Source organism: Pseudomonas sp. 5P_5.1_Bac1, from assembly GCF_025466015.1.
Lineage (GTDB): Bacteria > Pseudomonadota > Gammaproteobacteria > Pseudomonadales > Pseudomonadaceae > Aquipseudomonas.
On the sequence record NZ_JANLNX010000110.1, the window covers coordinates 1 to 22,999 of the forward strand.

Consider the following 22,999-nt stretch of genomic DNA (forward strand, 5'->3'; position numbering starts at 1 on the left):
TCGGTTCAACTGACAGGCATTACCCCAACGGCGGTTTTTTCATTGCCGGCGATAATGCTCATTCGGAAGGAAAATACTTCTCGACCAGCGCGTACAGGATGGCCGCCGTTTCAGCATCCAGCAGGCCATCGTAATTGCGCTGGCGAAAATGCAATTGGAAGGCGCGAATCAAGGCGCGGTATTCGCTCTCCGTGCTGGCCTGACCGGTGTCGTAGCCGTATTGGCCCAGCTTGGCGATGACATCCTCTGGGGTTGGCAGTGCATTGAGGAATTGCTCGAAATACCGCTGTAGGGTCGCGATGTCATACCAGGCCCCGATACCGGCTTTGTAAAGTGCCTGCCAAGGGAACATCGCCCCCGGATCATTCTTCCGGCCGGGGGCAATATCGCTGTGCCCGACGACCTGCGTCGGCGTGATATCCGGGTAGCACCGAAGAATATCCGTGACCAGTTCCTTGAGCACTTCGATCTGCTGCGGGTGATACGGCACAAAGGTCAGAGTTCCCTCATGGTCGGTGGCCTGGTTGACCAGTTCGATGCCGATCGAGGTGTCGTTGAGGTTGGTGCGACCTGCCCATTGGCTGAGCCCGGCATGCCAGGCGCGCTCTTGCTCATCGACCAGATTGAACACACGCATCCCGGTGAAACCCGCCTGCTGATAGCTCTGGTCCGATGGATCGGGAACGAGATAGTGGGCGCTTACGGGGCCCGTAAGCGCGGTGACGGATGCCTGGAAATCAAGAGCGGTGTAGTGAATCACCAGAAAACGCACGCGCCGGTTGAAGGCTGTCGAGCGGTAGGTATCACAGTCGATTTCATACATGGGGACAGCCTGTTCAGAACGGAGGGCTGTAAAAATATCCGTCCGAGTGTCCCGGCTATCCATACCTATGTAGGTGACATGTAACTGAAAACTCGCCCCAGAAGCGTCAGCGATTTCAGTGATATTCATATTCGATAAAAGTATTTAAATAATTATTTTTATACCTTTAGAGTCTTTCCCGAATGAGGCTTACCCGCCTCGCACTTCTCGTCAGCATCCGCCCGTCTACCCTCGGGCCGGTTCGGAAAAGACCCCGCGTTCATGACCTTCGATATCCCGTTCATCCTCAGCACCTTGCCGGCGTTTCTCAAAGCCGTCGGCGTGACCCTGCAGGTTGGCCTGATTGCTATTGCCACCTCGCTGGTGGTCGCGGTGGTCAACGCGGCGATCCTGCTGTTCCGCACGCCGGTCCTGCACCGCCTGGTTTCGCTCTACGTCGAACTGGCCCGCAACACGCCGCTGCTGATCCAGTTGTTCTTCGTCTACTTCGCCCTGCCGGCGCTCGGTGTGAAAATCTCCGGCTTCGCCGCGGCGATCATCACCATGACCTTCCTCGGCGGCGCCTACCTCACCGAGGTGCTGCGCGCCGGTGTCGAAGCGGTGCCGGTGGCGCAACTGGAATCGGGGCGCTCCATCGGCCTGTCCGAAGGCCAGTTGCTGCGCCATGTGATCCTGCCGCAGGCCGGCATCCTCAGCCTGCCGTCGCTGTTCGCCAATTTCATTTTCCTGCTCAAGGAAACCACCGTGGTTTCGGCGGTGGCGGTGCCGGAGATTCTCTACACCACCAAGAGCTACATCGCCCTGTACTACAAGACCTACGAAATGCTCGCGGTGATGACGCTGATTTGCGTCCTGCTGTTCCTGCCACTGTCGCTGCTGCTCAGCCGCCTGGAACGGAGGCTACAACATGGCCAGTTCGGGTCTTGAGCTGTTGCTGGTGTCCTTGCCGCAACTGAGCAAGGGCGCCGCGCAAACCCTGTCGATCTCGGCATTGGGGATTGTTTTCGCGACGCTGGGCGGCGTGCTTTACGGCGTGCTGGCGACCCTCGGCAAGCGCAGCGTGAACGTGCTGCTGCGCATTTACCTGGAGCTGTTCCGCGCCATTCCGGTGCTGGTCTGGTTGTACCTGTTGTTCTTCGGCCTGCCGATTTTCCTCGGCATCAGCCTGCCGAGCTTCTGGTGCGCGGTGCTGGTGCTGGCGCTGTGGGGCGCCAGCGAGGTCGGCGAGGTGGTGCGCGGCGCGCTGCAATCGCTGCCTCGCGGTCAGCGCGAGGCGGGGCTGTCGATCGGCCTTTCCGGCTGGCAGTTGTACGGCTACGTGCTGCTGCCCCAGGCGCTGAAGCGCATGACCCCGCCGACCATCAACATCTACACGCGGATCATCAAGACCAGCTCGCTGGCGGTGCTGATCGGCGTGGTGGACGTAATCAAGGTCGGCCAGCAGATCATCGAGCGCACCTATGAATCGGTACTGATCTACGGCGCGCTGTTCCTGTTTTTCTTCTTCATCTGCTATCCGCTTTCGGCGGCCTCCCGGGCCCTGGAGCGACGCTGGACACACGCATGAGCGCATTGATCGAGTTTCAGGGCTTCAACAAATTTTTCGGCGAACAGCAGGTGCTCAAGGACGTCGACCTGTCGGTGGAGACGGGCGAAGTGGTGGTGATTCTTGGCCCCAGCGGCTGCGGCAAGAGCACGTTGCTGCGCTGCCTCAACGGCCTGGAAAGCGCCCACAGCGGCAGCTTGCGGCTTGAAGGCCGCGAACTCCTGAGCCCGAAGACCGACTGGCGCGACATCCGCCAGCAGGTCGGCATGGTGTTCCAGAGTTATCACCTGTTCGGTCACATGAGCGTGATCGACAACCTGCTGCTCGGCCCGCTCAAGGTGCAGAAACGCGAACGCCGCGAAGCCCTGGCCCAGGCCGAGGCGCTGCTGGCGCGGGTTGGCCTGCTGGACAAGCGCGACGCGTATCCGCGCCAGCTTTCCGGTGGGCAGCAGCAACGCATCGCCATCGTCCGTTCGCTGTGCATGAACCCGCGGGTGATGCTGTTCGACGAAGTCACCGCCGCCCTCGACCCGGAAATGGTCAAGGAAGTGCTGCAAGTGATCCAGGGCCTGGCCCGCGACGGCATGACCCTGCTCATCGTTACCCACGAAATGGCCTTCGCCCGCGCGGTGGCCGACCGAATCGTGTTCATGGAGGCCGGCAGGATCCTTGAACAGAGCCCACCCGAGAGCTTCTTTACGAACCCGCGGACCGCACGCGCGCAGCAGTTCCTAGAGAAATTTTCCTTCGTAGAACGCCTGCCAGAGACACCTCAAAAGGAACTGTCATGAAAACTGCCAAAACTTCGAAACTGCTGCTGTCACTGCTCGGCCTGGCGCTGCTGGCCGGCTGCAACAAGGCCGAAGAGCCGCCGAAACCCGCCGCCGCCACGCCCGCGCCGGCCACCACCAGCTACCTGGAAACCATCAAGGCCCGCGACAAGCTGATCGTCGGCGTCTTCACCGACAAACCGCCGTTCGGCTTCGTCGATGAAAGCGGGCGCTACGTTGGCTTCGATACCGATATCGGCCGGGCGTTTGCCAAGTCGCTGCTGGGTGATGAGAACAAAGTCGAGTTCGTCGCCGTCGAGCCGGCCAGCCGCATTCCATTCCTGCAGAGCGACAAGGTCGACCTGATCCTGGCCAACATGACCGTGACCCCGGAGCGCAAGGAAGCGGTGGAATTCACCAACCCCAACCTGCGCGTTGCCGTGCAGGCCCTGGTCGCGGATGGCAGCTCGGTGCAGAAACTCGATGACCTGGCCGACAAGACCACCATCGTCACCACCGGCACCACCGCCGACATCTGGCTGACCAAGAACCACCCGGACTGGAAACTGCTCAAGTTCGAGAAAAACAGCGAGTCGCTGCAGGCCCTGGCCAATGGTCGTGGTGATGCTTATGCGCAAGACAACCTGATTCTGTTCAGCTGGTCCAAGCAGAACCCGGGCTACCGCGTACTACCGGAAAAACTCGGCGAAGAAGCGCCGATCGCACCGGCGGTGAAGAAGGGCAATATCGAACTGCGCGACTGGGTCAACGCCGAGCTGGCGCGCCTGGGCGAAGAGAAATTCCTGCTCAAGCTGTATGACCAATACGTGCGCAAAGAGCTGAGCGATGACACCAAACCGGAAAGCGTGATTGTGGAAGGCGGCAAGTGGCAGGGTTGATTTGATTCAGTGGGCTCAGGGGCCCTGTGGGAGCGGATTCATCCGCTCCCACAGGTTGACGGTGACCTGATGTCCGGTGATTGCCCCCGAGTTCACTCTCTAATCTGGCCAATGCCACACCGGCTCATCCAGCATCCCCTGCCCCACCACTCGGGTCTGACCCAGTTGTTTTTCCAGCACGATGGAATTGCAGGTCGCATCGCCTTCCAGCGCTTCCATCAACCCCCGCGAGTGCGACACCACCCACACCTGGCAATGCTGCGACGCACGGATGATCAAGCGCGCGAGCGCGGGAATCAGGTCCGGGTGCAGGCTGGTTTCCGGCTCGTTGAGGACCATCATGGTCGGCGGCCGTGGCGTCAGCAGCGCCGCGACCAGCAGCAGGTAACGCAAGGTACCGTCCGACAGTTCCGCCGCCGACAGCGGCCGCAACAATCCCTCCTGATAAAACTGCACGGCGAACAAGCCACCCGGCACCGCGTCGATCTTCAGCCGTGCGCCGGGGAAGGCGTCGGCGATGGTGTCCTGTAGCGCTTGCGGGTCGCCCACTTCGAGGATGGTCTGCAACGCGGCCGCGAGGTCACGGCCGTCGTGATGCAGCACCGGCGTGCGCGTGCCCAGTTGCGGGCGTCGGGCCGGGGCGCCAGCGTCGGTGCGCAGGTGATCGTAAAAGCGCCAGCCCCGGATCTGCTCGCGCAGGTGCAGCACTTCGGGCGAGGAACGCAGGTTGCCGACCTGGTCGAACAGGCTGTCGGCGCTGGACACATGCTGCGCCAGCACATCCCACTGGCGCCCCTCGCGGGCTTTGATCATCGGGCCCTGACGATCCACCAGCAGGCTGGCGGGCCGGTAGCTTTCGCCGGCCCAGAGGCTTTCGCGCTTGATTTGCGGGTCGAGGAAGAACTGCGTGCGGCTGTCCGGCTCCGGCAGGCCGAGGCCGATGGCATAACCGAAGTCCTCGCTGGCAAAGCCCAGGCGCAGCCGTTTCACCCCCTTGCGCGGCCCACCTTCGATTGCCACTTCGCCACGGCTCATGCGCCGGCTGATCTGCTCGGGCCCGGCCCAGAACGTCGACTCCAGCCCGCCTTCCGCCGCCAGCGCATTGACCACGCCGCCGCGAGCGGTTTCCGCCAGCAGGCGCAGCGCCTTGTACAGGTTGGACTTGCCGCTGCCGTTGGGCCCGGTGATCAGGTTCAGGCGGCCGAGGGGCAGCACCAGCCGGTTGATCGAGCGGTAGTTGGCGACGGCGAGGGTGGTCAGCATCACAGAGGTTCCGTGGGAGAAGGCGGGAAGTATTGTCTACTCCACGGCTTGAGGACGTTGCCTACGAATTATGTAGGCCAGTTCCGATTGTTGTGTGAGCAGCTATGGAACCCCTGATCTACGCTAACAGTCGCATTCACCATGTCGAACCGGCGCTTGCAAGGAGCCAGCATGAAGTGGTCGTGTTCTTATTCGCTCGTTTGCATGGGCCTGATGCTCGTGTTGGCGGGCTGTGGCGAGAAGCCCGCCGAGGAGCCGCAACGCCCGCGGGTCGGGGTGCAGAAGGTCGAGCCCGGCGATTTCGCCGCCTCGGTGACGCTGACCGGCGACGTTCAGGCGCGGGTACACAGTGACCTGTCGTTCCGCGTTGGCGGCAAGATCATTTCCCGCAGCGTCGATGTCGGCGACCACGTCACCGCCAATCAGGTGCTGGCGCGTCTCGATCCGAAAGACCTGCAGACCAACGTCGACTCGGCCAACGCCGAAGTCCTCGCGGCGCGGGCGCGGGTGACGCAGAGTTCCGCCGCCTTCGTGCGCCAGCAGAAATTGCTGCCCAAGGGCTACACCAGCCAGAGCGAATACGATTCCGCCGAAGCGGCGCTGCGCAGTAGCCAGAGCGCGCTGAAGGCCGCCGAGGCGCAATTGGCCAATGCCAAGGAACAACTCAGCTACACCGCGCTGGTGGCCGACGCGGCCGGGGTGATTACCGAGCGCCAGGCCGAGGTCGGCCAGGTGGTGCAGGCGACGGTGCCGATTTTCAGCCTGGCCCGCGATGGCGGCCGCGATGCGGTGTTCAACGTCTACGAGTCGCTGCTGCTGGCGCCGGCCAGCGCCGAGTCGATCACGGTCAGCCTACTCGATAATCCGAAAATCCAGGCCAAGGGGCATGTTCGCGAGGTCACGCCAACGGTGTCGGCGCAGAGCGGCACGGTGCAGGTAAAGATCGCCCTGGACGAGGTGCCGGCCGGGATGGAACTGGGTTCGGCGGTCAGCGCCACCGGCAATCCGCAGGGCCGGCCGGGTGTGGAACTGCCGTGGTCGGCGCTGACCAAGGACCTGAATGAGCCGGCCGTGTGGCTGGTGGACCAAGACAACAAGGTGCGCCTGCAAAAGGTCACCGTCGGCCGCTACCTCACCGGCAAGGTGGTGGTCAGCGACGGGCTGGAAAGTGGCGAGTCGGTGGTGGTGCTCGGCGGGCAGTTGCTGCACCCGGGCATGCTGGTGGAAATCGCCGATAACGGCAAAGCCGGGGAGCTGCCATGAAGCCCGCGATCCTGCTGTTGGGCTGCCTGTCACTGGTGGCCTGTAGTGATAAGAAAGAAACCCCGGAGCCGATCCGCCCGGTGCTGTCGATGCGGGTGCAGACCCAGGACCAGCTCAACCTCGGGCGTTTCGCCGGGACCATCCAGGCCCGCTATGAAAGTACCCTCGGTTTTCGGGTCGGTGGCCGCATCGCTCGCCGCGCGGTGGACGTCGGCAGCACGGTCAAGCCGGGCGATGTGCTCGCCAGCCTCGATCCCACCGACCAGCGCAATCAGGTGCGTGCCGCCGAAGGCGAGCTGGCGCGGGTCCAGGCGCAGTGGATCAATGCCCAGGCCAATGCGCGTCGTCAGCAGCAGTTGTATGACCGCGGCGTCGGCGCCCAGGCGCAACTGGACATTGCCCAGACCGACCTGAAAACCACCGGTGCCACCCTTGAACAGGCCAAGGCCTCCTTGCAGCAGGCCCGCGATCAACTCGGCTACAGCGAGCTGCGCACTGATCACGGCGCGGTGGTCACCGAATGGAAAGCCGAGGCCGGGCAAACCGTCAGCGCCGGCCAGGCGGTGGTGACCCTGGCGCGGCCGGACGTGAAAGAAGCGGTGATCGACCTGCCGACCCGCCTCGCCGAAGAACTCTCCGAAGGGGTGGAATTCCGCGTCGCCGCGCAACTGGACAACAGCTTGAACACCACCGCCACCTTGCGCGAAATCGAGCCGCAGGCCGACGCCAGCACCCGCACCCGGCGCGCCCGGCTGACCCTGAAAGACACGCCGGACGGTTTCCGCCTCGGCACGTCCATCAGCGTCACCCTCAGCTCGGCGGTGAAGCCGCGCAGCGAAGTGCCGGCCAGCGCCATCCAGGAGGTGGACGGGCAAACCCGCGTGTGGATCGTCGATACCCAGCAGAAAGTGGTCAATCCGCGAGACGTGAAAGTGCTCGAACGAGGGCCGGATGCAGTGCTGCTCGCCTCGGGGGTGCAGCCCGGCGAGCGGGTGGTCACCGCCGGCGTCAACAGCCTCAAGCCGGGGCAGAAGGTCATGGTCGATGAGGACGAGTCCCGATGAAAGGAAGCTTCAATCTGTCCGAATGGGCAATCCGTCACCAATCCTTCGTCTGGTACCTGATGTTCGTCGCCTTGCTCATGGGGGTGTTTTCCTACCTCAATCTGGGCCGTGAGGAAGACCCGTCGTTCACCATCAAGACCATGGTGATCCAGACCCGCTGGCCGGGCGCGACGCAGGACGAAACCCTGTTGCAGGTCACCGACCGCATCGAGAAAAAGCTCGAGGAACTGGACTCCCTCGACTACGTGAAAAGCTACACCCGGCCCGGCGAATCGACGGTTTACGTCAACTTGCGCGACACCACCAAGGCCAGCGATATCCCGCAGATCTGGTATCAGGTGCGCAAGAAGATCCAGGACATCCGCGGCGAGTTTCCCCAAGGCATCCAGGGCCCCGGTTTCAACGACGAATTCGGCGATGTGTTCGGCTCGATCTACGCCTTCACCGCCGACGGCCTGAGCATGCGCGAGCTGCGCGACTACGTGGAGCGGGTGCGCGCGGAGATCCGCGAGGTGCCGAACCTGGGCAAGGTGGAGATGATCGGCACCCAGGACGAGGTGATTTACCTGAACTTCTCCACCCGCAAGCTGGCGGCGCTCGGCATCGATCAGCGCCAGGTGGTGCAGGCCCTGCAGGCGCAGAACGCGGTGACGCCAGCGGGGGTGATCGAGGCCGGGCCGGAGCGGATTTCGGTGCGTACCAGCGGCCAGTTCGCCTCGGAAAAAGACCTCGCCGAAGTCAACCTGCGCCTCGACGATCGTTTCTACCGGCTGGCCGATATTGCCGAGATACGCCGTGGTTACGCCGACCCGCCGACGGTGCAGTTCCGCTACAACGGCCATGATGCGATCGGGCTGGCCATCGGCATGAAGTCCGGCGGCAACATGCAGGTGTTCGGCCAGGACCTGCACAAGAAGATGGACAGCGTCATTACCGAGCTGCCAGTGGGGGTCGGGGTGTTCACCGTGTCCGACCAGGCAGTGGTGGTGAAGGAGGCGGTTGGCGGCTTCACCAGCGCGCTGTTCGAAGCGGTGGTGATCGTGCTGCTGGTGAGCTTCGTCAGCCTCGGCCTGCGCGCCGGGCTGGTGGTGGCCTGCTCGATCCCGCTGGTGCTGGCAATGGTCTTCGTGTTCATGGAGTACAGCGGCATCACCATGCAGCGGATTTCCCTCGGCGCGCTGATTATCGCCCTGGGCCTGCTGGTGGACGACGCGATGATCACCGTCGAAGTGATGGTCACGCGCCTGGAAATGGGCGAGAGCAAGGAGCAGGCGGCGACGTTCGCCTACACCTCGACCGCCTTCCCGATGCTCACCGGCACCCTGGTGACCGTCGCCGGTTTCGTGCCCATCGGCCTCAATGCCAGTTCGGCGGGGGAGTACACCTTCACCCTGTTCGCGGTGATCGCCGTGGCGCTGCTGGTGTCGTGGATCGTCGCGGTGCTGTTCGCCCCGGTGCTGGGCGTGCACCTGCTCAACATCAAACCCAAGGTCCACGAAGAAGAGCCGGGCCGGGTCGGCCGGGCATTCGCCGGCGGCCTGCTGTGGTGCATGCGCAACCGCTGGCTGACCATCGTCGGCACCATCGTGCTGTTCGCCCTGGCGATCTTTTGCATGCGCTTCGTGCAGAACCAGTTCTTCCCGTCCTCGGACCGCCCGGAACTGCTGGTGGACATCAACCTGCCGCAGAACGCCTCGATCGAGGAAACCCGCAAGGTGGTCGATCGCCTCGAATCCACCTTCAAGGACGACCCGGACATCGTTCACTGGAGCACTTACATCGGCCAGGGCGCGGTGCGTTTCTACCTGCCGCTGGACCAGCAACTGCAAAACCCCTACTACGCGCAACTGGTGGTGGTGAGCAAAGGCCTGGAGTCCCGCGAGGTGCTCAAGGCGCGCTTGCAGAAGCGCCTGCGTGACGACTTCGTCGGCATCGGCAGCAACGTCCAGTCGCTGGAAATGGGCCCGCCGGTGGGCCGGCCGATCCAGTACCGGGTCAGCGGCAAGGACATCGATCTGGTGCGCAAGCACGCCATCGAGCTGGCGACCCTGCTCGACAGCAACCCGCACATCGGCGACATGATTTACGACTGGAACGAGCCGGGCAAAGTGCTGCGGATCGACATCGCCCAGGACAAGGCGCGGCAGCTCGGCTTGTCGTCGGAAGACGTGGCCAACGTGATGAACAGCATCGTCAGCGGCGCGCCGGTGACCGAGGTGCACGACAACATCTACCTGATCGACGTGGTGGCCCGCGCCGAAGACAGCGAACGCGGTTCGCCGCAGACCTTGCAGAACCTGCAGATCGTCACCCCCAACGGCACCTCGATTCCGCTGCTGGCGTTCGCCACCGTGCGCTACGAACTGGAGCAGCCGCTGGTGTGGCGGCGTGACCGCAAACCGACCATCACCATCAAGGCCTCGGTGCGCGACGAGATCCAGCCGACCGACCTGGTGGCCCAGCTCAAGCCAAAGATCGACGAATTCGCCAGCAAGCTGCCGGTGGGTTACGAAGTGGCGACCGGCGGCACGGTGGAAGAGAGCGGCAAGGCCCAGGGCCCGATCGCCAAAGTGATCCCGCTGATGCTGTTCCTCATGGCGACCTTCCTGATGATCCAGTTGCACAGCGTGCAGAAGCTCTTCCTGGTGGCGAGCGTGGCGCCGCTGGGGTTGATCGGCGTGGTGCTGGCGCTGGTGCCGACGGGTACGCCGATGGGCTTCGTGGCGATTCTCGGGATCCTCGCGCTGATCGGCATCATCATCCGCAACTCGGTGATCCTCGTGACCCAGATCCACGAATACGAGGCCCAGGGTTACACGCCGTGGGATGCCGTGCTGGAAGCCACCAACCACCGCCGCCGCCCGATCCTGCTCACCGCCGCGGCGGCGAGCCTGGGCATGATCCCGATTGCCCGGGAAGTGTTCTGGGGGCCGATGGCCTACGCGATGATTGGCGGGATCATTGTCGCGACCTTGCTGACGCTGCTGTTCCTGCCGGCGCTGTATGTGGCCTGGTACAAGATTCGGGAGCCGGAGAAGGCTTGATCCGGGAATGCAGTGGCTGCCATGTGTCAGCCGACATATCTTCAGCGCCCTTGAGATCGAGCGCCGCTTGTGCGGCGCTCGATCTTGAAAGCGCTAGAAAACTTCCGGCATGCGCCTGGTGGCCATTACTCGTTCTCTGGACAAACGCCCTCCAGCCACCACATGACCGAAAGATGTGTAAATAGCCTGCAGCGATGAGGCCCTAAATCCCCCACCAACAAACTGTTGATCCCCTGTTGCAACAGCAACACCCCTCTGTCTATCCATATTCCCAATCGTTAGTTCAGTAAATTTTTATAAACGATTACGGTATATGCACCGGACCACCGGACCCCACGTATCTTCAGTCGCTGTGCGCACGCGACGTTTTCCATAGATGAGGTCAGGTCATGTCCAATCTTGCCAATAACGCCGTTCACAGCGATCTGGATCACGCGCCGTTGCTGCTCCCCGCCAAGGTTCTGCGCAACGATGCCGAGGCCCTGCAGGCCGCCCACGAACTGGCCGCCGTCGCCCGCCCACAAGCCGGCAAACGCGACCAGCAGCGCAAGCTGCCCTGGGCCGAAGTCGAGCAGTTCACCCGCAGCGGCCTGGGCAGTATCAGCATCCCGCGTGAATACGGCGGTCCACAGCTTTCCTTCGTCACCCTCGCCGAGGTGTTCCGCATCATCAGTGCGGCCGACCCGGCGCTGGGGCAAATCCCGCAGAACCAGTTCGGCCTGCTGCAACTGCTGCGCGGCGCCGCCAACGACCGGCAGAAAGAAGTGCTGTTCGGCTCGGTAGTCGACGGCTGGCGGATCGGCAATGCCGGCCCCGAACGCGGCACCAAGAACACCCTCGAACTCAAGGCCCGGATCACCCGTCAGGGCGATGGCTATGTCATCAGCGGCCAGAAGTTCTATTCCACCGGCGCGCTGTTCGCCCACTGGGTGGCGGTCAAGGCGCTGAACGACGAAGGCCGCACGGTGCTGGCGTTCGTTCGCCGTGGCACCCCGGGCCTGCGCATCGTCGACGACTGGTCCGGCTTCGGCCAGCGCACCACCGCCAGCGGTACCGTGCTGCTCAACGAAGTGCCGGTGGACGCCGAACTGGTCGTCGAGAGCTGGCGCCTCGCTGACACCCCGAATATCCAGGGCTCGGTCTCGCAACTGATCCAGGCCGCCATCGACGCCGGCATCGCCGAAGCCGCCGTGGAAGACGCCATCGCCTTCGTCCGCGAAAAGGCCCGCCCCTGGGTCGATGCCGGTGTCGAGCGCGCCAGCGACGACCCCTACGTGATCGCCGATATCGGCCGCCTGAAACTCGAACTGCACGCCGCCCAGGCGCTGCTGACGAAAGCCGCGCGGGTGCTGGATGAAGTCAACGCCGCGCCGGTCGACGCCGCCTCCGCCGCCCGCGCGTCCATCGCCGTGGCCGAGGCCAAGGTGCTGACCACCGAAATCTCCCTGCTGGCCAGCGAGAAGCTCCTGGAACTGTCCGGCAGCCGCGCCACCCTCGCCGAGTTCAACCTCGACCGGCACTGGCGCAATGCGCGGGTGCACACCCTGCACGACCCGGTGCGCTGGAAATACCACGCCGTCGGCGCCTACCACCTCAACGGAACCCTGCCCGCCCGGCACTCCTGGATTTGACCAGACCACTGGAGCCCCTTATGAGCCTTCATTCGCAACCGCACGACGCCGTGGCGGTCATCACCGACGACGCCCAGGCCCTGGCCATCGCCGAGCAGATCGCCGGCCAACTGCAACACGACAGCGCCCTGCGCGACCGTGAACGGCGCCTGCCGCACCCGGAACTGGAGCTGTTCACCCGCTCCGGCCTGTGGGGCATCAGCGTGCCGAAAGCCTTCGGCGGCGCTGGCGTGTCCAACGTCACCCTGGCCAAGGTCGTCGCCCGCATCGCCCAGGCCGACTCGTCGCTGGGACAGATTCCGCAGAACCATTTCTACGCCCTCGAAGTGCTGCGCGTGAACGGCACGCCCGAGCAGCAGCAGCGCCTGTACGCCGAAGTGCTGGCCGGCAAACGCTTCGGCAACGCCCTGGCCGAGCTGGGCACCAAGACCGCCAACGAGCGCACCACCGCGCTGACCCGCGACGGTGACGGCTACCGCATCAACGGCCGCAAGTTCTACGCCACCGGCGCGATCTACGCTCAGCGCATCCCCACCTCGGTGGTCGATGAACACGGTGTGCAGCAACTGGCCTTCGTCCCCGCCGACAGCGCCGGGCTGAAAGTCATCGATGATTGGAGCGGCTTCGGCCAGCGCACCACCGGCAGCGGTTCGGTGGTGTTCGACAACGTCCGGGTCGAGGTCGCGGATGTGCTGCCGTTCCAGAGCGCGTTCGAGCGGCCGACGCCGGTCGGCCCGCTGGCGCAGATCCTCCACGCCGCCATCGACACCGGCATCGCCCGCGCCGCCTATGAAGATGCCCTGCACTTCGTGCGCACCCGCACCCGGCCGTGGATCGACGCCAACAGCGACAAAGCCACCGAAGACCCGCTGAGCCTGAAGACCTTCGGCCACCTGGCGATCCGTCTGCACGCCACCGAGGCCCTGCTGGAGCGCGCCGGCGAATTCCTCGACCGCGCCCAGGCCGACACCCACGCCGATACCGTTGCAGCAGCCTCCATCGCCGTGGCCGAAGCCCGCGCCATCAGCACCGAGATTTCCCTGGCCGCCGGCAGCACCCTGTTCGAACTGGCCGGCAGCCAGGCCACCCTCGCCGAGCACGGCCTCGACCGCCACTGGCGCAACGCCCGCACCCACACCCTGCACGACCCGGTGCGCTGGAAATACCACGCCATCGGCAACTACTACCTCAACGATCAGAACCCACCGTTGCGGGGGACCATCTGATGGCCAAGAAAAAGATCCTGCTCAACGCCTTCAACATGAACTGCGTCGGGCACATCAACCACGGCCTGTGGACCCATCCGCGGGATACCTCCAGCGAGTACAAGACCCTCGAATACTGGACCGAACTGGCGAAGCTGCTGGAACGCGGCCTGTTCGACGGCCTGTTCCTCGCCGATATCGTCGGCGTCTACGACGTCTACCAGCAGTCGGTGGACGTGCCGCTGAAAGAGTCGATCCAGTTGCCGGTCAACGACCCGTTGCTGCTGGTCTCGGCCATGGCCGCGGTCACCCGCAACCTCGGTTTCGGCCTGACCGCCAACCTCACCTATGAGCCGCCGTACCTGTTCGCCCGGCGCCTTTCCACCCTCGATCACCTGAGCCGTGGCCGGGTCGGCTGGAACATCGTCACCGGCTACCTGGACAGCGCAGCCAAGGCCATGGGCCTCGACGCACAACCCGAACACGACCGCCGCTACGACCAGGCCGACGAGTACCTGGAAGTGCTGTACAAACTGCTCGAAGGCAGTTGGGAAAACGACGCGGTGCTCAACGACCGCGAACGGCGCATCTACGCCCAGCCGGACAAAGTGCACAAGGTTCGCCACCACGGCGAGTTCTACAAGGTCGAGGGCTATCACCTCAGCGAGCCGTCGCCGCAACGCACGCCGGTGCTGTTCCAAGCCGGTGCCTCGGAGCGTGGCCTGACCTTCGCCGGCAACCACGCCGAGTGCGTGTTCATCAGTGGCCAGACCAAGGCCGCGACCCGCGCCCAGGTCGACAAAGTGCGCGCCGCCGCCGTCGCCGCCGGGCGTGATCCGCACGCGATAAAAGTGTTCATGGGCATCACCGTGATCGTCGCCGCGACCGAAGAACTGGCCCGCGCCAAGCACGCCGACTACCTGCGCCATGCCAGCGCCGAAGCCGGCGTCGCGCATTTCTCCAGCTCCACCGGCATCGACTTCTCGGCCTACGAACTGGACGAACCGATCCAGTACGTGAAGAGCAACGCCATCCAGTCCGCGACCAAGCACCTGCAAAACAACGACTGGACCCGCCGCCGCCTGCTCGACCAGCACGCCCTCGGCGGGCGCTACATCACCCTGATCGGCTCGCCCGAGCAGGTCGCCGACGAGCTGGAAAGCTGGATCGCCGAAACCGGTCTGGACGGCTTCAACCTGGCCCGCACCGTCACCCCGGAAAGCTACGAAGACTTCATCGACCTGGTGATCCCCGAGCTGCAACAACGTGGCTCGTACAAGACCGCCTACGACAACGGCCCCCTGCGACAGAAGCTGTTTCCGCAGGGCACTGCCCACCTGCCCGCCGACCACCCCGGCGCCGGCTACCGCCACAACGCCCAACCGACCACGACCGCCCAACCGACCGGAGCGCTATAGCATGCTTAAGACCCTTTTCGGCCGCCCCGTCGCGGCACTCGCCCTCACCCTCGGCCTGATCGGCACCGGCCACGCCGCCGATGCCCCGCTGAAAGTCGGCACCACCGCCGCCTTCGCCATCCCGCTGGAAGCCGCGGTCGGTGAAGCGAAAAAACAAGGACTGAACGTCGAACTGATCGAGTTCAGCGACTGGATCGCGCCCAACGTCAGCCTCGCCGCCGGCGACATCGACGTGAACTACTTCCAGCACATCCCGTTCCTGGAAAACGCCAAGTCCGCCGCCGGCTTCGACTTGGTGCCCTACGCTCCCGGCATCATCAACAACGTCGGCCTCTACTCGAAGAAGCACAAGAGCTTCGCGGAACTGCCGGAAGGCGCCACCGTGGCCATCGCCAACGACCCGATCAACGGCGGTCGCGGCCTGCAACTGCTGGCCAAGGCCGGCCTGATCACCCTCAAGCCGGGTGTCGGCTACAAGGCCACCGAGGACGACATCGTCGGCAACCCGAAGAAGATCAAGATCCTTCAGGTCGAGGCGGTGCAACTGGTCCGCGCCTATGAAGACGCCGATCTGGTCCAGGGCTACCCGCACTACATCCGCCTGGCCAACACCTTCGATGCCGGTTCCGCGCTGCTGTTCGACGGCATCGACCACAAGGAATACGTGATCCAGTTCGTCATCAAGCCGCAGAACAAGGACGACCCGCGCCTGGCTAAATTCATCGACATCTACCAACACTCGCCGGTGGTTCGCGCCGCTCTCGACAAGGCCCACGGCAAGCTGTACCAGCCGGGCTGGGAGAGCTGAGATGAGCACCGCCAACGCCCGCGTGGCGCTGGACTCGCCGAGCCTGCCGGAACCCCGGCAGACCCGGCAGCGGGCGCTGCATCCTGAAGTGAACAGCGCCCACGTGCGCTTCGTCAGCCTGAACAAGACCTACCCGGGGCAGGAAGCCCCGGCCCTGGCCGACATCGACCTGAACATCCAGCACGGTGAAATCTTCGGCATCATCGGCCGCAGCGGCGCCGGCAAGTCGTCGCTGATCCGCACCATCAACCGCCTGGAACACCCCAGCAGCGGCCGCGTGCTGATCGACCAGGTGGACATCGCCGAATACGACGAAGACAAACTGGTCACCCTGCGCCGACGCATCGGCATGATCTTCCAGCACTTCAACCTGATGTCGGCCAAGACCGTGTGGCAGAACGTCGAGCTGCCGCTGAAAGTGGCTGGCGTGCCCAAGGCCGAGCGCCAGCGCAAGGTCACCGAACTGCTGGAGTTGGTGGGCTTGCAGGAGAAGCATCATGTCTATCCGGCGCAGCTTTCCGGCGGACAGAAACAGCGCGTCGGCATCGCCCGCGCGCTGGTGCATGACCCGGCCATCCTGCTCTGCGACGAAGCCACTTCGGCGCTCGACCCGGAAACCACCGAGTCGATCCTCGGCCTGCTGCGCGACATCAACCAGCGCCTCGGCCTGACCATCGTCCTCATCACCCACGAGATGGCGGTGATCCGCGATATCTGCCACCGCGTGGTGGTCCTGGAACGCGGGCGCGTGGTCGAACAGGGCGAGGTCTGGCAAGTGTTCGGCGACCCACAGCACGACGTCAGCAAAACCCTGCTGGCACCGTTGCAGCCGGCCTTGCCGTCCTCGCTGCTGGAGCGCCTGCTGCCCACCGCGCCGGAGGCGCGAGCGACGTTGGTTTTGCGTTTGCGGGTCAGCGGCCAGGACCGCGAAGCGCCGGACCTGTCGGCGCTGTTCATTGCCCTTGGCGGCAAAGTCAGCCTGCTGCAGGGCGGCATTGAACCGATCCAGGACCGTGCCCTTGGCCAACTGGTGATCTCGGTCGCGCAGTCGCCGCACACCCATGACAGCATCATCGAACGGGCCCGGGACTGGGCCGCGCAGGTGGAGGTACTTGGCTATGTGGTTTGATCGCTTGTTGCAGGGCGTCGTCGACACCCTGCTGATGGTCGGCGTGTCCTCGCTGATCGCACTGCTGGCGGGGATTCCGCTGGCGGTGATCCTGGTCACCAGCGGCAAGGGCGGGATCTTCGAAGCGCCGAACGTGAACCGCGTGCTCGGCGTCTTCGTCAACCTGTTCCGCTCGATACCGTTCCTGATCCTGATGGTCGCGCTGATCCCCTTCACCCGGCTGATCGTCGGCACCACCTACGGCGTCTGGGCGGCGGTCGTCCCGCTGACCATCGCCGCGACCCCGTTCTTCGCGCGGATTGCCGAAGTCAGCCTGCGCGAAGTCGACCACGGCCTGATCGAAGCGGCGCAGGCCATGGGCTGCCGGCGCTGGCATATCGTCTGGCATGTGCTGTTGCCCGAGGCGCTGCCAGGAATAGTGGGCGGCTTCACCATCACCCTGGTGACCATGATCAACTCCTCGGCCATGGCCGGCGCCATCGGCGCGGGCGGGCTGGGCGACATCGCCTACCGGTACGGCTACCAGCGCTTCGACACCCAGATCATGCTGACCGTGATCGTCATGCTGGTGGTGCTGGTGGCGTTGATTCAGGTAAGCGGGGACCGATTGGCGCAGCGGTTGAACAAGCGGTGAGGTAGCGCCGGGATCCTGGCTTAAAGCCAGACTGCATCCCAGTGAGAGTAATCTCTTACCCTTCTGACCAACCCGGCCCGCATATGTCAGGCATTACTATCCAAGCCAGCGAGTTGGCTGCACCCTCCGTTTGTGCCAGACGGAATTGCTCAACCATTAGACGGGCCGGCCTCAAGTCCTGAAACACGGCTTTGCGCCCCTCCGCTACGCAGGTCAGTAAATACAGCCGCCCGCGTTCGGAAAAACGGCCAATACGTAAAAGCTCGGAGGCTGGGTAGGGCATGAGGCAGTCCTTGAAAAGATGAGCGTTCAAGGTAGTCAGGCGCTGCGCCGCCGATCGCGGATGAATCCGCTCCTACACCTGCAACGAGCCTGCTAGCGATTGCGGACTACCAGCCCCCGCCGAGTGCCAGGAACAACCCGATCTGCCCCATCGCCACCTGGGTATTGGCCGTCGCCAACTGCGCGCGCATGTCGGTGTAGGTGCGGGTCGCTTCCAGGTCGGCGAGGAACGACGCCCGGCCAGCCTGGTAGAAACGGTGAGTCTGATCCGCCGCCAGCCGCGCCGAGCGCTCGGCGTCTTGCAACGCGTCGCGACGGTCCAGCAAGGCGCTGTACTGGGCCAGGCTGGTCTGGGTTTCGCGGATGGCGTTGAGCACCACGCCGTCAAAGTTGGCCAGCGCGGCCTGGGTGCTGGCCTCGGCTTCGCGAATCCGCGCGCGCGAGCCGTTGGTCGGCACGGTCCAGGTCAGCAGCGGGCCAAAGCCCCAACGGTTGGTCGCCGGCTTGCCGAGGTTTTCCAGAATGCCGATGGTGCCCACTTGGGCGCCGATGCTGATGTCCGGGTACAACTGACCGGTGGCCACGCCGATGGTCGCGGTCGCCGCCGCCAACTGGCGCTCGGCGCGCCGCACATCAGGACGCCGCTTGAGCAGCGCGGCACCGTCGCCCACCGGAATCAGTTGGGCGATATGCGGCAGTTCGGCGCAGTCGGCGGTGCCGGCGGGCAACTGGTCCACCGGCTTGGCCAGCAGCATCGACAAGGTGTACAGGCCGGACTCGCGGGCCGCCTGGTAACGCGGCAGCTCGGCGCGCAGGGATTTGAAGCGGGTTTCCGAGCGGGTCACCTGGGTTTCGTCGCCACGCCCGGCATCGCGCAGGCGCTGGGTCAGGCTGACGCCCTGCTCCTGCAGGTCCAGCGACTCGCGGGCGATGTGCAATTCCTCGTTGGCTGCGCACACCTGGGTGTAGGCGCGAACCACGTCGGCGACCACGGTGATCCGCGCCGTGTCCGCCGCAGCCTGGGCCGCGTCGGCATTGGCCTGGGCCGCCTCGACACCACGCTTGAGGGTGCCCCAGAGGTCGAACTGATAGGAGGCGCTGAGGATCGCCTCGCCGATGTTCGCCACCGGCACTTTGTCAGGCTGCAGGAACGCCTCGCCCGACTCCTGCAAGCGCTGCGCCCCCAACTTCACGCCGCCGCTGAAACCACCTTGGGCCTCGGCTTCCTCGACTTGCGCACGCGCGCGGGCAATGTTGGCCGCCGCCACGCGCAACTCGCTGTTGGCCGCCAGCGCCTGATTGACCAGCGTATCCAGCCGCCCGTCCCGGTACAGCCGCCACCAGTCGCCGGGCACCGGCGCCGACACCACGCTGTCGGCATCGGCGCGCAACGCACCTTGCAGGTCGCCACGGTTGAGCGCCGCCTTCTCCGGCAAGTGGTAATCCGGCCCGACCATCTGGCAGGCCGAGAGCATCAGGCTGACGCCCAGCAGCGGCAGCTTTTTCATTGATGCGCGTCCTCGATGATCGACACCGTGGCGGTCCGCCCGGCGATCAGGCGGAAATCCGCGGGCACGTCATCGAAGGCGATCCGCACCGGAATCCGCTGCGCCAAGCGCACCCAACTGAACGCCGGGTTGACGTTGGGCAGCAGGTTGGCGCCGCTGCTGCGGTCGCGGTCTTCGATGCCGGCGGCGATGCTCTGCACATGGCCGCGCAGGCGGGTGCTGTCGCCCATCACGCGGATGTCCACGGACTGGCCGATGTGGATGCCGGACAACTTGGTTTCCTCGAAATAGCCATCGACGTGGTACGACTCGCTGTCCACCACCGACAGCACCGGACGGCCGGCGCTGACAAACTCGTGAGCGCGCGGCGCGCGGTCGTTGAGGTAGCCGTTGACCGGGCTGCGCACCACCGAACGGTCGAGGTTGAGCTGCGCCGCGTCCACCGCCACCTGGGCTTCATCCAGCGCGGACTGGGCACGGACCTGACGCGACTGGCTCTCCTCCAGTTGCTCGGCCGCCACCAGGTTGCCGAGGCCCTTGTTGCGCTTGGTCTCGCGCTGCGCCTGGGCCAGGGTTTCCTTGCGTTCGGCGAGGGTCGCCTGGGCCTGGCGCAAGGCCAGGTGGAACCGGTCCTGGTCGATGGTGAAGAGCACGTCGCCGCGCTTGATCAGTTGGTTGTCGCGGACCTCGACCTGCTGGATCAGGCCGGAGACGTCCGGGGCGATCTGGATCACGTCGGCGCGGATATGCCCGTCGCGGGTCCAGGGGGCGAACATGTAATACAGGACCATCTGCCAGACCAGCACGGTCGCCAGGGTCACTACCAGCAGCGTCAGGACCACACGGCCCAAGGTCAACAAAGGTTTTTTCATGGCAGCATCAGGCTTCGGCAAAAGTGGTCCACCGTGCCGAGCAGCACGGCGTAGAGCGCAACGTTGAAGAGTGCCCGGTGCCAGACCAGGCGATAGAAATGCACGCGGTTGAGTACGGCATGCAGTGCGAGGAACAGCACATAGGTCAGCAGCATCATCACCAGCAGCGTGGGCAGGAACACCCCGCTGATATCCAGTTCACCGATCACAGGGGCGCTCCATCGATGCCATAAGGCAGTTGCGGTTGACGGTCGGCGGGCTCGAGCACCACTTCCACACCCGGCAGCAGCGCCAGGCGCAGGCCACTAAGTGCGTGCAGCAGGTGCAGGCGGGCATCGCCGTGGCCGTCCATGGCGTCGATATTCAGGGCGCGGCGCGCCAGTTCCATACTGCCCAGCAGCGCGGGCGGCGCGTGCAGGCGCTCGCGGGCATCGAGGCAGGCCTGGAAGTGCGCGCCAACTTCCGCGATGACTTTTTCCAGCGCCGCCCGAGGCTGCGCCGACGCCCGCGGCAGGTACGCCAGCAGGTCGAGCAGGTTCAAGCCGACGCGCAGATCACGCAGAGCGCTGCCGCTGTCCTGGCCGGTCTGGCTCAGGCGCGGCAGGTGCTGCATCAGGCGGTCGAGCATCTGCACGCCGAGGCGGCGATGTTCGGCAAGCGTCGCCGGCCGGGTCATGCCGACGATGTCGCGCCAACTGAAACGGGTCAGGCGTTTCGCCGCCAGCTCGACGCCGAACGGGCGCATCACCAACGTCCAGAGGAAGGCGAACAGCAGCCCGACGGGCCCGGCGATGTTGGCGTTGACGAAGGCCAGGAAGTCGGCGTCGTAGGCGCCCTGGATGCTGATGAACGACGCGGTGTTGACGATGGTCAGCAGCGTGCCGAGGTAGAACCGCGGCTGCACGGTCAGGGTGCCGACGCAGATGAACGGGATGGCGAAGGCCAGCACCAGCATCGGGAAGTCATGCAGGTTCGGCAGCACCAGGAACAGGTAGAGGCTGGCGAACACCACTGACAGCGTGGTCCAGAAGAAGAACCGGTAGATCTGCGGCGCCGGGTCGTCCATTGCCGCGAAGAAGCTGCACGCCACCGCCGCGAGGATCACCGCGCTGGCGCCATCGGCCCAGCCCGTCAGGACCCACAGGGCGGTGGCGGCGAGGATCGCGGTGAAGGTGGAGAACACCGAATAGAGCATCAGGCCGCGGTCGAGAAACGGCGTCAGCCGGCCGAGGCGCCAGTGCCGGTACACGGCGCGCCAGGGCGAGAGGTCTTCGCGGGCGATGGCGTGTTTCAGGCTGCAGCAGTCCTGCCACAGGTCGATCCACTCGCCGAGCCGGTACAGCGCGTTGGACAGCAGCAGGCCGGGGCGTTCATCCAGCTCGGCAACGCTGGGTTGCAGACGTTCGAGCTGTTCGCGCAGCGCCGACCAGCGCGCCACCGAGGCGTCATCAGCGCTGGCGCGCAGCCATTCGCGGGTGCTCGCCAGCAGCGGCTGCAACGCTTGAGCCTGCTGCGGCGCGCGGGCTTCGACGGCGAGCAAGGCGTCGTCCAGCGCATCGATCACCGGCAGCAGGTGAATCATCCGCCCGCGCAGTTCGCGGGCGTTCTTTACCGTCTGCGGACGGGCGCCTTCATGGGAAAGCTGGCCGATCATCATTTCCAGCGAGTTGAAGGTGGTGACCATCGAGGCGCGCAGGCTGCCGACGGTGTCGGCGGCGGTGTCGCGGGCGAGGAAGGTGTCGCTGTAGCGGATCGCCTCGGCGAACCAGTTGCCAGTAGCGCCGACGAACACCGGGGTCAGCCGGCGTGGCCAGAACACCGCGCCGACCACCGCCGCGCAGACGATGCCGAGGCAGATTTCCTGGGCCCGCGAGGAGGCGATATCGAACACCGCCAGCGGGTTGTCGACCACCGGCAAGGCGATCATCGGCAAGGTGTAGCCGGCCAGCATCAGCGTGTAGCTGTTGGCAGTGCGCAGGTGCAGCGAAAGGAACAGCAACGTGGCCGTCCACAGCGCGACGGCGATGGTCAGCAGCACCGGCGCCTGCACCAGCATCGGCACCAGGAATACGGCGCCGGCCGCGCCGATCAGCGTGCCGACCGCGCGGTACAACGCCTTGGAACTGGTGGGCCCGACGAACGGGCTGGAGACGATGTACACCGTGGCCATCGCCCAGTAAGGCCGCGGCAATTGCAACAGCAGAGCAATGTAGAGCGCGATCATCGACGCGGCGAAGGTGCGCACGCCGTAGAACCAGTCCCGCGCCGGTGGCATGGAGCTGAAGAAGTCTTTCACAAGGGCAGGCCCGGCGAGCGCTGGGCCGCCTCTTCGAAGGCCTTGACCACGCGCAGCGCGGCTTCCAGGTCGGCGGCGGGAATGTCCTTGAGCACGTCGCGGCGCAGGCGCACCAGTTCGCCCTCGATGGCTTCGGCCAGTTCCCGGCCCTTGTCGGTCAGGCTCAGGGCCTTGGCGCGGCGGTCGCCTGGGTCTTCGCTGCGGCAGACGTAGCCGGCACCGCACAACTGATCCAGCAGGCGCACCAGCGACGGGCTTTCCACCCCCACCGCCTGCGCCACCGCGACCTGATGCACCCCGTCGCCCAGGCGCAGGATCATCAGCAGCGGCACCGCACAGGCTTCGGAAATGCCGAAGCGCGCCAGCGTGGTCTGGCAGATGCGCCGCCAGTTGCGGCTGGCCGCGACCATGCCGCTGCTGGTGTTCATTTGCAGTGCGTCGAGTTTCATGGGAACGGTAGTGACCATATTCATAGTTTGCTAACTATCAATGTTCTTCGATCACGCCCCCGAGCGTCAATAGCCTTTCGGCGTGGCCCGGATCA

At 64.9% G+C, this 22,999-nt stretch carries 20 protein-coding genes; 13 read left to right on the plus strand and 7 right to left on the minus strand.

Features of this window, described 5'->3' with window-relative positions:
* Positions 1–58: 58 nt before the first annotated feature.
* Complete coding sequence (locus NTD82_RS24405) at positions 59–823, minus strand: N-acetylmuramoyl-L-alanine amidase (RefSeq protein ID WP_262130627.1); 765 nt, start codon at positions 821–823, stop codon at positions 59–61.
* Positions 824–1,084: 261 nt separating this feature from the next.
* On the opposite strand from NTD82_RS24405, the gene NTD82_RS24410 reads away from it, so the two are divergent.
* Genes NTD82_RS24410 through NTD82_RS24425 form a run of 4 tightly spaced genes read left to right on the plus strand, consistent with a single transcriptional unit; the run spans position 1,085 to position 4,038 of the window.
* On the plus strand, positions 1,085–1,750 hold the full coding sequence (locus tag NTD82_RS24410; RefSeq protein WP_095160057.1) for an amino acid ABC transporter permease: 666 nt from the start codon (positions 1,085–1,087) through the stop codon (positions 1,748–1,750).
* Positions 1,731–2,390 (plus strand): amino acid ABC transporter permease, encoded by a 660-nt coding sequence (locus NTD82_RS24415; protein ID WP_095160056.1) that lies wholly within the window; start codon positions 1,731–1,733, stop codon positions 2,388–2,390. The genes NTD82_RS24410 and NTD82_RS24415 overlap by 20 nt, the downstream gene beginning before the upstream one ends.
* Complete coding sequence (locus NTD82_RS24420) at positions 2,387–3,160, plus strand: amino acid ABC transporter ATP-binding protein (RefSeq protein ID WP_262130628.1); 774 nt, start codon at positions 2,387–2,389, stop codon at positions 3,158–3,160. The genes NTD82_RS24415 and NTD82_RS24420 overlap by 4 nt, the downstream gene beginning before the upstream one ends.
* Positions 3,157–4,038 (plus strand): transporter substrate-binding domain-containing protein, encoded by an 882-nt coding sequence (locus NTD82_RS24425; protein ID WP_095160054.1) that lies wholly within the window; start codon positions 3,157–3,159, stop codon positions 4,036–4,038. Before NTD82_RS24420 ends, NTD82_RS24425 begins: the two co-directional genes overlap by 4 nt.
* Positions 4,039–4,137: 99 nt before the next feature.
* Here the strand turns inward: NTD82_RS24425 and NTD82_RS24430 are convergent, their stop codons facing one another.
* Positions 4,138–5,301, minus strand: a complete 1,164-nt coding sequence (locus NTD82_RS24430; RefSeq protein WP_095160053.1) for an AAA family ATPase — start codon at positions 5,299–5,301, stop codon at positions 4,138–4,140.
* Between the two features lie 171 nt (positions 5,302–5,472).
* Here NTD82_RS24430 and NTD82_RS24435 point away from each other — a divergent pair, with 171 nt between their 5' ends.
* From NTD82_RS24435 to NTD82_RS24475, 9 genes are all read left to right on the plus strand, one after another.
* A complete protein-coding gene (locus NTD82_RS24435) occupies positions 5,473–6,564 on the plus strand; it encodes an efflux RND transporter periplasmic adaptor subunit (protein ID WP_262130629.1) in 1,092 nt (363 codons plus the stop codon).
* Complete coding sequence (locus NTD82_RS24440; protein ID WP_262130630.1) at positions 6,561–7,628, plus strand: efflux RND transporter periplasmic adaptor subunit; 1,068 nt, start codon at positions 6,561–6,563, stop codon at positions 7,626–7,628. The genes NTD82_RS24435 and NTD82_RS24440 overlap by 4 nt, the downstream gene beginning before the upstream one ends.
* Positions 7,625–10,672 carry an efflux RND transporter permease subunit gene (locus NTD82_RS24445; RefSeq protein WP_262130632.1) on the plus strand — a complete coding sequence of 1,016 codons (3,048 nt, stop codon included), beginning with the start codon at positions 7,625–7,627 and terminating at the stop codon, positions 10,670–10,672. Before NTD82_RS24440 ends, NTD82_RS24445 begins: the two co-directional genes overlap by 4 nt.
* 389 nt (positions 10,673–11,061) lie before the next feature.
* Complete coding sequence (locus NTD82_RS24450) at positions 11,062–12,303, plus strand: SfnB family sulfur acquisition oxidoreductase (RefSeq protein ID WP_262130633.1); 1,242 nt, start codon at positions 11,062–11,064, stop codon at positions 12,301–12,303.
* A 20-nt stretch (positions 12,304–12,323) separates the two neighbouring features.
* A complete protein-coding gene (locus NTD82_RS24455; RefSeq protein WP_262130634.1) occupies positions 12,324–13,529 on the plus strand; it encodes an SfnB family sulfur acquisition oxidoreductase in 1,206 nt (401 codons plus the stop codon).
* A complete protein-coding gene (locus NTD82_RS24460; RefSeq protein WP_262130635.1) occupies positions 13,529–14,926 on the plus strand; it encodes an LLM class flavin-dependent oxidoreductase in 1,398 nt (465 codons plus the stop codon). Before NTD82_RS24455 ends, NTD82_RS24460 begins: the two co-directional genes overlap by 1 nt.
* A gap of 1 nt (position 14,927) precedes the next feature.
* Positions 14,928–15,734: a MetQ/NlpA family ABC transporter substrate-binding protein gene (locus NTD82_RS24465; protein WP_262130636.1), complete on the plus strand. Its 807-nt coding sequence runs from the start codon at positions 14,928–14,930 to the stop codon at positions 15,732–15,734.
* Between the two features lies 1 nt (position 15,735).
* Positions 15,736–16,863 (plus strand): methionine ABC transporter ATP-binding protein, encoded by a 1,128-nt coding sequence (locus tag NTD82_RS24470; protein ID WP_262130637.1) that lies wholly within the window; start codon positions 15,736–15,738, stop codon positions 16,861–16,863.
* Positions 16,853–17,497 (plus strand): methionine ABC transporter permease, encoded by a 645-nt coding sequence (locus tag NTD82_RS24475; RefSeq protein ID WP_095159000.1) that lies wholly within the window; start codon positions 16,853–16,855, stop codon positions 17,495–17,497. The genes NTD82_RS24470 and NTD82_RS24475 overlap by 11 nt, the downstream gene beginning before the upstream one ends.
* A 389-nt stretch (positions 17,498–17,886) precedes the next feature.
* Here the strand turns inward: NTD82_RS24475 and NTD82_RS24485 are convergent, their stop codons facing one another.
* Genes NTD82_RS24485 through NTD82_RS24505 form a run of 5 tightly spaced genes read right to left on the minus strand, consistent with a single transcriptional unit; the run spans position 17,887 to position 22,904 of the window.
* Positions 17,887–19,287: an efflux transporter outer membrane subunit gene (locus tag NTD82_RS24485; protein ID WP_262130638.1), complete on the minus strand. Its 1,401-nt coding sequence runs from the start codon at positions 19,285–19,287 to the stop codon at positions 17,887–17,889.
* Positions 19,284–20,159: an HlyD family secretion protein gene (locus NTD82_RS24490; RefSeq protein WP_262130639.1), complete on the minus strand. Its 876-nt coding sequence runs from the start codon at positions 20,157–20,159 to the stop codon at positions 19,284–19,286. The genes NTD82_RS24485 and NTD82_RS24490 overlap by 4 nt, the downstream gene beginning before the upstream one ends.
* Complete coding sequence (locus tag NTD82_RS24495; RefSeq protein ID WP_095158997.1) at positions 20,156–20,368, minus strand: DUF1656 domain-containing protein; 213 nt, start codon at positions 20,366–20,368, stop codon at positions 20,156–20,158. The genes NTD82_RS24490 and NTD82_RS24495 overlap by 4 nt, the downstream gene beginning before the upstream one ends.
* A complete protein-coding gene (locus NTD82_RS24500; protein WP_262130640.1) occupies positions 20,365–22,455 on the minus strand; it encodes an FUSC family protein in 2,091 nt (696 codons plus the stop codon). The genes NTD82_RS24495 and NTD82_RS24500 overlap by 4 nt, the downstream gene beginning before the upstream one ends.
* Positions 22,452–22,904, minus strand: coding sequence for a MarR family winged helix-turn-helix transcriptional regulator (locus tag NTD82_RS24505; RefSeq protein ID WP_262130641.1), 453 nt, complete (start codon positions 22,902–22,904; stop codon positions 22,452–22,454). Before NTD82_RS24505 ends, NTD82_RS24500 begins: the two co-directional genes overlap by 4 nt.
* Positions 22,905–22,999: the final 95 nt, after the last annotated feature.

Bases quoted from the DNA above. Each gene is read 5' to 3' on its own strand.
- NTD82_RS24430 (WP_095160053.1), bottom strand. From the start codon at position 5,301: ATGCTGACCACCCTCGCCGTCGCCAACTACCGCTCGATCAACCGGCTG.
- NTD82_RS24435 (WP_262130629.1), top strand. From the start codon at position 5,473: ATGAAGTGGTCGTGTTCTTATTCGCTCGTTTGCATGGGCCTGATGCTC.
- NTD82_RS24425 (WP_095160054.1), top strand. From the start codon at position 3,157: ATGAAAACTGCCAAAACTTCGAAACTGCTGCTGTCACTGCTCGGCCTG.
- NTD82_RS24490 (WP_262130639.1), bottom strand. From the start codon at position 20,159: ATGAAAAAACCTTTGTTGACCTTGGGCCGTGTGGTCCTGACGCTGCTG.
- NTD82_RS24460 (WP_262130635.1), top strand. From the start codon at position 13,529: ATGGCCAAGAAAAAGATCCTGCTCAACGCCTTCAACATGAACTGCGTC.
- NTD82_RS24450 (WP_262130633.1), top strand. From the start codon at position 11,062: ATGTCCAATCTTGCCAATAACGCCGTTCACAGCGATCTGGATCACGCG.
- NTD82_RS24420 (WP_262130628.1), top strand. From the start codon at position 2,387: ATGAGCGCATTGATCGAGTTTCAGGGCTTCAACAAATTTTTCGGCGAA.
- NTD82_RS24505 (WP_262130641.1), bottom strand. From the start codon at position 22,904: ATGAAACTCGACGCACTGCAAATGAACACCAGCAGCGGCATGGTCGCG.
- NTD82_RS24445 (WP_262130632.1), top strand. From the start codon at position 7,625: ATGAAAGGAAGCTTCAATCTGTCCGAATGGGCAATCCGTCACCAATCC.
- NTD82_RS24440 (WP_262130630.1), top strand. From the start codon at position 6,561: ATGAAGCCCGCGATCCTGCTGTTGGGCTGCCTGTCACTGGTGGCCTGT.
- NTD82_RS24475 (WP_095159000.1), top strand. From the start codon at position 16,853: ATGTGGTTTGATCGCTTGTTGCAGGGCGTCGTCGACACCCTGCTGATG.
- NTD82_RS24410 (WP_095160057.1), top strand. From the start codon at position 1,085: ATGACCTTCGATATCCCGTTCATCCTCAGCACCTTGCCGGCGTTTCTC.
- NTD82_RS24455 (WP_262130634.1), top strand. From the start codon at position 12,324: ATGAGCCTTCATTCGCAACCGCACGACGCCGTGGCGGTCATCACCGAC.
- NTD82_RS24485 (WP_262130638.1), bottom strand. From the start codon at position 19,287: ATGAAAAAGCTGCCGCTGCTGGGCGTCAGCCTGATGCTCTCGGCCTGC.
- NTD82_RS24470 (WP_262130637.1), top strand. From the start codon at position 15,736: ATGAGCACCGCCAACGCCCGCGTGGCGCTGGACTCGCCGAGCCTGCCG.
- NTD82_RS24465 (WP_262130636.1), top strand. From the start codon at position 14,928: ATGCTTAAGACCCTTTTCGGCCGCCCCGTCGCGGCACTCGCCCTCACC.
- NTD82_RS24405 (WP_262130627.1), bottom strand. From the start codon at position 823: ATGTATGAAATCGACTGTGATACCTACCGCTCGACAGCCTTCAACCGG.
- NTD82_RS24415 (WP_095160056.1), top strand. From the start codon at position 1,731: ATGGCCAGTTCGGGTCTTGAGCTGTTGCTGGTGTCCTTGCCGCAACTG.